General features: G+C 69.9%; 6 protein-coding genes and 1 pseudogene. 6 read left to right on the top strand and 1 reads right to left on the bottom strand.

From position 1 onward, the window contains the following. The first annotated feature begins 53 nt into the window (after nt 1–53). On the top strand, nt 54–341 hold the full coding sequence (locus tag ACFYV1_RS30705) for a hypothetical protein (protein WP_389398883.1): 288 nt from the start codon (nt 54–56) through the stop codon (nt 339–341). Nucleotides 342–374: 33 nt separating this feature from the next. On the opposite strand, the gene ACFYV1_RS30700 is transcribed toward ACFYV1_RS30705, so the two are convergent. Beyond that, nucleotides 375–1274, bottom strand: coding sequence for a hypothetical protein (locus tag ACFYV1_RS30700; protein WP_389398882.1), 900 nt, complete (start codon nt 1272–1274; stop codon nt 375–377). Between the two features lie 284 nt (nt 1275–1558). On the opposite strand from ACFYV1_RS30700, the gene ACFYV1_RS30695 reads away from it, so the two are divergent. From ACFYV1_RS30695 to ACFYV1_RS30675, 5 genes and pseudogenes are all read left to right on the top strand, one after another. Then, nucleotides 1559–3676, top strand: a complete 2118-nt coding sequence (locus ACFYV1_RS30695; RefSeq protein ID WP_389398881.1) for a phosphocholine-specific phospholipase C — start codon at nt 1559–1561, stop codon at nt 3674–3676. A gap of 253 nt (nt 3677–3929) precedes the next feature. Then, nucleotides 3930–6140, top strand: coding sequence for an MMPL family transporter (locus tag ACFYV1_RS30690; RefSeq protein ID WP_389398880.1), 2211 nt, complete (start codon nt 3930–3932; stop codon nt 6138–6140). A gap of 26 nt (nt 6141–6166) precedes the next feature. Next, the gene (locus ACFYV1_RS30685; protein ID WP_389398879.1) at nt 6167–6721 is read left to right on the top strand and encodes a GNAT family N-acetyltransferase; all 555 of its coding nucleotides are present in this window, start codon (nt 6167–6169) and stop codon (nt 6719–6721) included. A 352-nt stretch (nt 6722–7073) separates the two neighbouring features. Continuing rightward, nucleotides 7074–8309 (top strand): annotated as a pseudogene (locus ACFYV1_RS30680) (transposase). A 341-nt stretch (nt 8310–8650) separates the two neighbouring features. Continuing rightward, nucleotides 8651–9133 (top strand): DUF3515 domain-containing protein, encoded by a 483-nt coding sequence (locus tag ACFYV1_RS30675; RefSeq protein ID WP_389398984.1) that lies wholly within the window; start codon nt 8651–8653, stop codon nt 9131–9133. Nucleotides 9134–9267 lie beyond the last annotated feature (134 nt).

The following is a 9267-nucleotide window of genomic DNA, read 5'->3' as shown; positions in this document are numbered from 1 at the left end:
CGTACGCTCCCGCGGCACCGTGACCGATCACCGGGGAGGGCCGTTGTCACAGCATGACCCAAGCAAAGCGTGTACTCGCCGCCCTCGCCCTCGCCACCGGTGCCTCCGCCCTCGCGGCTCCCGCCGCGAGCGCCGCCTCTCCTGAGCTCCCCGTCGGGACGCTGTCCGTCATGGACACGGTCGACACGCTCACCGAGAGCTCGGTCGCCCCGGAGCACCGCGACGAGGTGCCGAGTGCCTCCCAGCAGCTGGCGGGGCTCAACCGGCTGGCCGGGGTGCCCGGCGACCTCGACCCGCTGACCAGCCAGGCCGCGCCCGTGGTGGGCCTGCTCGGCGCCTGACCGAGCGGCCGCAGGGCCTGGGCAGGGCGCCGGTCAGTGGCGGATGCCCAGGCCAGGCAGCCACATCTCGCCGCGGTCCTTGCAACTCACGTCGCGTGCGCGCAGTTCCTCCGGCCCCCGGGTGCCGCGGGCGTACAGCTCGGTGACGACGAGGGAGGCCAGGGCCGCGGCGCAGTCGTGCCCCGGGTCGAGGAAGTCCGTCTGCCACCAGCCGCGGTCCCTGCACTGCCAGCCGCGCGCGAGCATCATCCGGGCGCGGTCCTCGTTGTTCTGCCCGTCACGGTCGTCGATCGAGGCGTGCAGACCGTCCTCGAGGCTGTAGGACACCAGGAGTTGACGGCCGCGGTCGGCGGCGCTGGTCAGACAGAAGCTCGCCCAGTCGGTGCCGACCTGCACCGGCAACTGCTCCACCCAGGCCGCGAGCAGCAGTTCGAGTCCGTACTGGAACTGGGCCAGGTCCGCGGCGAGCCGGCCGCTCGGCCGCGACGTCGGACGGACGCCCGGGCCGCTGCGGTCCAGCTGCCACACGTACGGCAGCAGCGCCGGGTTCTGCGGTTCGTCGCCGGACCACGCGCCGCCCCACTCGAAGGAGCGCTGCTCCTCGGTCTCCAGGGCCCGGGTCTCGTGGACGGACAGGCCCACCTGCTGACCGTCCCCGGCGAGCAGCAGGACGCGGCGGCTGTCACGCCACCGGACGCTGGGGCCGCCCGTGGAGCCCCCGTAGAGCGTCGGCTCGCCGATCCGGTCCACGATCGCGTCGTACACCACCTGAAGCGCGCCGCGTCGCTCCGCGGGGGTCGCGCCCGCGTCGTGGACGAGGACGGGTACGGGGGCCCGGCCCAGGTGCGGGCCGGGCGCGTCGTGGAGCATGCGGGCGAACTCCGCGGCGTCCGCGGGCGTCAGGGCCGTCTGATGGATCCCCCTGTATTCCATGTCGGCCATCGTGCCAGTCGCCACCGACAATTCTCCCGGTCTTGTGGACCACGGCCGATTCCCGCCGTAACGGTTCGCGGCGGTCCCTCGCGCCGGTGGCAGCCACGGTCGGGCCGGACCGGACGGCATTGCCGTGGCCGGAATCCGCTTGGACTCACGGCCCGGCCTCTTGGACGTTCACCACGTGGATGTCGCCGGGCCTTCTCGCCGACATCCCTTCTGGCTACCGTCCCTGCCGAGCAATGGGTCGAGGACGAACCATTGTCCGTCGACGGGAGGTCGGGATGTCACCGGAGATTTCGCGCAGGAGGATCCTCGCGCTCGGCACGGGCGCACTCGGCGCGGCGGCGGCCGGCTCGGTGCTGCCGCCGTCGTTGCGGCAGGCCCTCGCCGCCGAACCGCCGAGCGGCGGGTTGCGCGCGGTCGAGCACGTGGTGATCCTCATGCAGGAGAACCGGTCCTTCGACCACTACTTCGGGACCCTGCGCGGTGTGCGCGGCTTCGGCGACCGCAACGCCGTGGAACTCCCCTCCGGCAGCACGGTGTTCGAGCAGCCGTCCGCGGATGGCGCGGTCCTGCCCTTCCCCGTGCGCGACGCCGCGAAGACGCAGCAGAAGGACCTCCAGTACATCGGCGACCTCGACCACTCGTGGAGCGGCGGCGCCAGGGCGTGGCACGACGGCTGGATGGACGGCTGGGTCTCCGCGAAGACCGCCGCGACCATGGCGTACTACGACCGGCGCGATCTGCCTCTGCACTACGAGCTCGCGGACACCTTCACCATCTGCGACGCCTACCACTCGTCCGTCCACACCTCGACGAGTCCCAACCGCAACCACCTGTGGAGCGGCTGGACCGGCTACGAGGCCGACGGCAGCCGTGCCGTCTCGAACGACGCCTACGACGAGGGCACGCACCCCGGCTACCCGTGGCCGACGTACGCGGAGCGCCTGGAGAAGGCGGGCCGCAGCTGGAAGACGTACACGGAGTGGGAGAACTTCACCGACAACAACATCGAGTTCTTCACGACCTTCAAGGAGATCGCGCGCAAGGCGCTGTCCCGGGCCCGTGAGGTCGCGTCCGACGACTTCACCTACATGGAGGCCTTCTACGCGAGGGTCCGTGACACCCGGGACCCGGCTGAGCGGGCCGCGCTGCTCGCGGCGCTGGAGGAAGGCGTCGCGACCCTCACCGAGGGCGAGCGGTCCCTCTTCGAGCGGGGTCTGCGGCGTGTGGAGTCCGGCACGCTCGCCGACAGCTTCCGCGCCGACGTCGCCGCGGGCCGGCTCCCCGAGGTCTCCTACCTGGTGCCGTCGGCCGTGGACTCCGAGCACCCCGGCGCCTCCTCGCCGGTCGCGTCCGCCTCCCTCGTCTACAAGATCCTCGATGCCCTCGCCTCCCACCCCGAGGTCTGGCGGCGCACCGTCCTCCTGATCAACTACGACGAGAACGACGGCTTCTTCGACCATGTCCCGCCGCCCGTCCCGCCCGCGGACGACACCGACGAGCGGTGGCAGGGGCTCCCGACGGGCCTCGGTGTCCGTGTCCCGATGCTGGTCGTGTCCCCCTGGTCCGTCGGCGGGTACGTGTGCTCCGAGGTCTTCGACCACACGTCGGTGATCCGGCTGCTGGAGGAGTGGACCGGGGTGGCGGAGCCCAATATTTCCCCGTGGCGGCGTACCGTCACCGGCGACCTCACCTCCGCCTTCGACTTCGGGCGCGGCCGGCCGCAGCCCGATGTGGCGCAGCCGGGCGCGATTCCCCCGTTCACGGGCCGCTGGCGGCCGCTGCCGCCCGCCGTGCAGTCGATGCCCGTCCAGGAGCCGGGTTCCCGTCCCGCGCGCCCGCTGCCGTACCAGCCCGACGCCCACGCCACGGTGTCGCGGGACGCGGTCACCGTCGCGCTCCACAACACGGGGCGTTCGAGCGCGCACTTCGCGCTCTACCCGTACGCGGGCGAGTTCGACGTCCCGCAGCACCGGGATGTAAGGGGCAAGGCGCAATGGACCGTACCCCTTACCCGTGACACGTACCGCTTCACGATCACCGGCCCGAACGGCTTCCGCCGGGAGTTCGCCGGCCCCGCGCTGGGCACCGCGGAAGTCGTCTCCGCCGTCGACCACCACGACCGCGACGTGCACCTCACCCTGCGCAACAACGGCGGCTCGCCGCTCACCTTCACGGTGCGGCCCCTGGGCTACGTGGAGGAAGCGGACCTGCACGGCTGGACCCGCCGGATCACCGTGAAGGCGGGCCGCAGCCGCACCGTGGTCCACTCGGCCGCCGACGCCCACGGCTGGTACGACATCGAGGTGACCGCCGAGGGAGCGAAGCAGGAGGACGGCTTCCGGCGGCGGCTGATGGGGCACATCGAGAACGGCCACCCGAGCGTCTCGGGGTGACCACCGGCGCGTCGTCCTCCCGGCCGGCCGGCGACCGATCAGCATCGCACCGGAGCCGCCGCGCCGGACCGCGGGGGGCCCCGGGCCCTCAGCGTCCACGCAGTCGCGGTACCGGGGTGGTCGGGGTGTGACTAACCCCACGAAACGGTCAAATGAACACGATTGGATGTCAGAGTGGCCTTATACAGGTCATGAGTTCTTTGCGGGCTGTTTACCCTACAAAGATCCACGAACCACCCAGGGAGCCGGTCCGTTGGCAGCAATTGCCCGCTGGTGTGTCAGGCACCGCCTCGTCGTCGTCCTGCTCTGGCTCCTCACCCTCGGCGGCACGGCGGCCGCGGCGGCAGTCGCCGGTACGGCGTACTCCAACGACTACGAGGTCCCCGGCACCGAGTCCGGCCGCGCCACCGCCCTGCTCGACGAAGGCTTCCACGGGCGGGGCGGCGACAGCGACACCATCGTCTGGCACACGGACAGCGGCAGTGTCAGGGACCCCGACATCGAGAAGCGCATGGCGGCGATGCTCGACGACGTCGCCGAGCTCGACGGCATCTCTTTCGTCGCGAGTCCGTACGGGAGCGAGGGCGCTTCGCAGATCAGCCCCGACTCACGGACCGCCTTCGCGCACGTGACCTTCGACCAGCCGGTCGAGGACATCCCCGAGGCACAGGCCCGTGCCGTGGTGGACATCGCCGAAGCGGCCCGGAGCGACGGGGTGGCCGTCGAACTCGGCGGCAGCGCCATCGCCCTCACAGAGGCCCCCGGCGGCCATCTCGCGGAGACCGTCGGCGTGGCCGTCGCGGCCGTCGTCCTCTTCCTCGCCTTCGGTTCCCTCGCGGCCAGCGTGCTGCCCATCGCCACCGCCCTCGTGTCCGTCGGCACGGCCTACGCCGGCATCGTGCTCCTCGGCCATGTGATGACCGTCGCCGACTTCGCGCCCATGCTGGGCCTGCTGATCGGCCTCGGCGTCGGCATCGACTACGCGCTCTTCATCGTCACCAGACACCGCAGGGGGCTCAGGAGCGGCATGCCGGTGGAGCGGGCGGCACTGGACGCCGTGGCCACCACCGGCCGGGCCGTCGTCTTCGCCGGCGCCACCGTCTGCATCGCCCTGCTCGGCATGCTGATCCTGCGGCTCGGGTTCCTGAACGGCGTCGCGATCGCCGCCTCCCTGACCGTCGTCCTCACCGTCGTCGCCTCCGTCACGCTGCTGCCCGCCCTGCTCTCGTTCATCGGGATGCGGGCCCTGAGCGGTCGCGAGCGGCGCCGGCTCGCCGCGCTGGGCCCCCGGCCCGAGTTGCCGACCGGCTTCGCCGCCCGCTGGTCCGCCTTCGTCGAACGCCGGCCCAGGCTGCTGGGCGCCGTCGCCGCGGCCGTCATGCTGGTGCTCGCGCTGCCGACGCTCTCGCTCCATCTCGGCACGTCCGACCAGGGCAACGGGCCCGCCACCGCCACCACCCGGCAGTCGTACGACCTGCTCGCGGAGGGCTTCGGCCCGGGCGTCAACGGGCCCCTCACTCTCGTCGCCGACCTGGAGGGCCCCGACGACCACGTCGCCATGGACCGGCTCCGCCACGACCTCCAGGCCACCGACGGTGTCTCGTCCGTCGGGCCGGTCACGTACAACGGCAGCGGTGACACGGCGGTGCTCACCGTCGTGCCCGAGTCCGCGCCCCAGTCGAAGGCGACCAGCGAGCTCGTCGACCGCCTGCGCTCGGACGTCATTCCGGTCGCGGAGAACGGCACCTCGCTCCAGGTGCACGTCGGCGGCGTCACCGCCGGCTACGACGACTTCGCGGACGTCATCATCGGCAAGCTGCCCCTCTTCGTCGGGGTCGTCGTCGCGCTCGGCTGCGTGCTGCTCCTCCTCGCGTTCCGCTCCGTCGGGATCCCGCTGAAGGCCGCGGCGATGAACGTCCTCGCCGTGGCCTCCGCCTTCGGTGTCGTCGTGGCGATCTTCCAGTGGGGCTGGGGGAGCGAGTCGCTGGGCCTCGGCAGCGCGGGGCCCGTCGAACCCTTCCTGCCGGTGATCATGGTCTCCGTGCTCTTCGGGCTCTCCATGGACTACCAGGTCTTCCTGGTGAGCCGGATGTACGAGGAGTGGCTGGAGACCGGCGACAACCGGCGCGCGGTACGGGTCGGCCTCGCCGAGACCAGCCGCGTGATCAACTCCGCCGCGGTCATCATGATCTCGGTCTTCCTCGCCTTCGTGCTCAGCGGCGACCGGGTCATCGCCATGTTCGGCATCGGTCTCGCCGCGGCGGTCGCCCTGGACGCGTTCGTCCTGCGCACCCTCCTGGTGCCCGCCCTCATGCACATGCTCGGCGGTGCGAACTGGTGGCTGCCCCGGTGGCTGGACCGCCTGCTGCCGCGGATCAGCATCGAGAAGCCGGCGTCCCGCGAGGCCGCGCATGCGAGGATCCCGCAAGAACGCGCGAGCGAGGACGGCGAGCTCGTGCCGTAGCAGCCCGCAGCCACCGAAGGAGCACCGTGTTCGCGACAACCCTGGGCGACGACGGAGCACAGCTGCGACCGCTGGAGCCCTGGCAGGCACAGGAGTTCTTCGACCACATCGAGCGCGGCCGCGAGCACATCGGCCGTTACGTCGGGCTGCCGGACATCATCGAGGACGTCGCCGCTGCCCGCGCCTGGCTCCAGGTCTACGCCGACAAGACCGCGGCGGACACCGGACGCCTCCTCGGCATCCGGCTGGAGGGCACCCTCGTCGGCGGCGTCATGTTCCGCACCATGGACGTGGCCCAGGGCACCTGCGAGGCGGGCTGCTGGCTGGAGCCCTCGGCAACCGGCCGCGGCCTCGTCACCCGTGCCGTGACGGCCCTCGTCGACTGGGCGGTCGAGGTCCGCGGGATCCACCGCGTCGAGTGGATCGTCGCCGCCGGCAACGAGGCGAGCATCAACGTCGCCAAGCGTCTGGACATGACCCACGAGGGCACCCGGCGCGAGGTCTACCTGTACCGCGGCGAGCGGCACGACGAGCAGATCTGGTCGGTGCTGGCACCGGAGTGGCGCAAGCGGCGGGTGTAGCCGGGGATTTTGGTGTCGTCGGGCCGCAGGCCCAGATTTTGGCGGTTGCACCCGCGTGGTGCGGCTGAAGCCGGCGGAGGACAGTCCCTCGGTCTTGCACAGTCCTTTGGAGGGCCGCCGACCTCGGCCTGTAAGAATTGGTGGGCGGCCCAGGCCATGCCGCAAGTCTCGGGCAGAACGGCCGAAGGGTTGAGGCATGAGTCCGCGTCGGGGCCTACTTCCAGGGGGGCCGTTCGCACCCACGATGCGGATCTCGACGGCGACGGCGAGAACTGGGTCGCGTCCCCCGATCTGCCTTTGGCCTTGCGCTTTCATGAAGCGGGCTGCCCCGAGGGGGGCAGGCAAGCGCAAAGTGCCTCCGACCAACGAGTACGAGGGTTGTGTATCGGGTCGTACCCCGCGTGTCCGCGTCGACGGCGGTGGTCGCGGAGTGCTCTCGTAGGCCGGGGCCGTGCTGCTGGTGGAGACGGTCCGCAAGTCCGGGCTGGGTCAGGCGGTACCGGCGGCGCCGACGCCCTGGCGGAAGCCCCGATCGGTGCACGAGCCTGCCAAGGCTGCTGGATGTGGCGCTCGCGGTCGCGCTCGGGCTCATCGACATGCTCGTCGCCGGTGCCGAACGCAGACGGGCAGGTGACCGTGGACCTGGACGGTGCCATGGTGATCTCCCACCCTGATAAGCAGGACGCGGCCGCCACCTGGAAGAAGACCTTCGGGCACCACCCGCGTATGGGGTTCGTGACCACGGCATCGACGGGTCCGGCGAGCCGGTGGCCGACTGTGCTGCGGTTCGGAAACGCGGGCAGCAACACCGCCGCAGACCGCATCATCACTATCCAACTGGCCCTGGCCCGGTTGCCGAAGACCTACCGGCGCGGTCGGCGGACGCTGGTCCGCACCGACTCCTGAGGCGGCACCCATGGGTTCGTGGCCTGGCTCGCGAAGCGCTGCTGGCGGCTGTTGTATTCGGGCGGCATGACCAGAACAGATTCAGCAGGCGGTCGCCCCGGCCTGGACACCGGCGACCGAGCCCGGCGGCGAGATCCGGGACGGGGCTTGGGGCGCCGAGAGCCGACGACTGCTCAAGGGCTGACCGAAGGGACTGCGGCTGATCGCCCGAAAGTAACGGACTTACCCCGGCGTCCAGTTGCGCATCACCGACGCTGACGGACTGAGGCTGACCTGCCTTGCCACCAGCACCACCGACATGCCGATCGCGGCACTGAGTTGCGGCACCACCGGCGAGGAGGACCGCATCCGTGCCGCGTGGGCCACCGGCCTGTCAACCTGCTCCTGCACGACAGCGCGCAGAACGAGATGGCTGGAGATCGTTCAGATCACCCTCGACCTCCTTGCGTGGACGCTCATGCTTGCCCTGTTAAGCGAAACCCACAAGTGGGAGCCCCGCCGCCTCCGGCTCTATCTCTTCTCCGCTGCCCAGATCACTACCACTGCCCGCCGCCGGCATCGTAGGTTCGCACGCCACTGGTCTCTGGATGATGTTCCATCGCTCGTCTTGAGAGTTGTTGCAATCCCACTGAATCGCCCTCAGCTCCGTTTCCGGTCGCGCTGCCCACCCCGAGACACTTGAACGACCACACATTCTCGGATTCTTACGTTGTACTAACTGCTGGCCGACGCCTTTTATTATGGCTCGTCCCCTGATGTGTCGCCTGCACCAGCACTACGTCCAACAGTCATTCCTCATGCTTCTTCCAGGATCCGAGACCCTCACCAAGGGCTCCGGATTGGGGGCCAGGGTTCCGTCCGCGATCAGGACGGCGTCCCCGTAACCGCTGACCATGAGTGAGACGCTCCCGGCGTGACAGGGCGGACAACCCTTAGAGGATCTCGGCGAGTTCCGGAATGGCCAGAAATAGCACCCAACGGGTATCCTGGGTTGATCAATAACTTAAGGGAGGGGAGTTGAAGGTGCTCGTGCGAATATTCAAGCCGCGTAAAATCTTGTGGCTTGCCGGGGCCTCGATGATCGCAGGAGGGGTGCTCCTCGCTTTCATGGTAATAGATTCTGGATATAAGATCTCGCCCGCCCAGAATTCCAGCAATCCACTGTGTGTCAAAATCATCTCCAAGACTCCACCTGAAATGGAAGGAGAGTCACGCTACAACGTTGACTCTCCAGGTGTGGCGGCATGGGGGAAGCCCTCGATCATTCTCCGGTGTGGAGTGGCCATGCCAGCTCCCACCATCGATCCTTGTGTCGAGGTGAATGGGATTCAATGGGTATTCGGCGAGAAGAAGAAGGAACGTGAAGGGATCACGACACTCACCACTTACGGCCGCAAGCCTGCTGTAGAGGTGACGTTCCTCGGCAGCTCGACTCAAGCGGCAATGGAACTCGTGGCTCTCGGAGAAGCAGTTTCACAGGCGCCGCAGACATCCAAATGCCTCTAAACTCGAAGTTTCGTGGCGGGGCCCCCCCCCCCCCCGGGGGGCGGGCCCCCCCCCCCCGGGCCCCCGCCCCCCGGGGGGGCCATACCCCCCGCGCTAGGGGGGGGGGGGCGCCGCCCGGGGCGGCTGAACCCCCC

Origin of the sequence: Streptomyces sp. NPDC003023, from assembly GCF_042888225.1 — a bacterium.
Taxonomy (GTDB): Bacteria; Actinomycetota; Actinomycetes; order Streptomycetales; family Streptomycetaceae; genus Streptomyces.
The sequence above is the reverse complement of the archived record's forward strand: the minus strand, read 5'-3'. Positions and strand labels throughout refer to the sequence as shown.

Excerpts from the sequence above, each read along its gene's own strand:
- ACFYV1_RS30695 (WP_389398881.1), top strand. The coding sequence starts at position 1,559 with ATGTCACCGGAGATTTCGCGCAGGAGGATCCTCGCGCTCGGCACGGGC.
- ACFYV1_RS30705 (WP_389398883.1), top strand. The coding sequence starts at position 54 with ATGACCCAAGCAAAGCGTGTACTCGCCGCCCTCGCCCTCGCCACCGGT.
- ACFYV1_RS30700 (WP_389398882.1), bottom strand. The coding sequence starts at position 1,274 with ATGGAATACAGGGGGATCCATCAGACGGCCCTGACGCCCGCGGACGCC.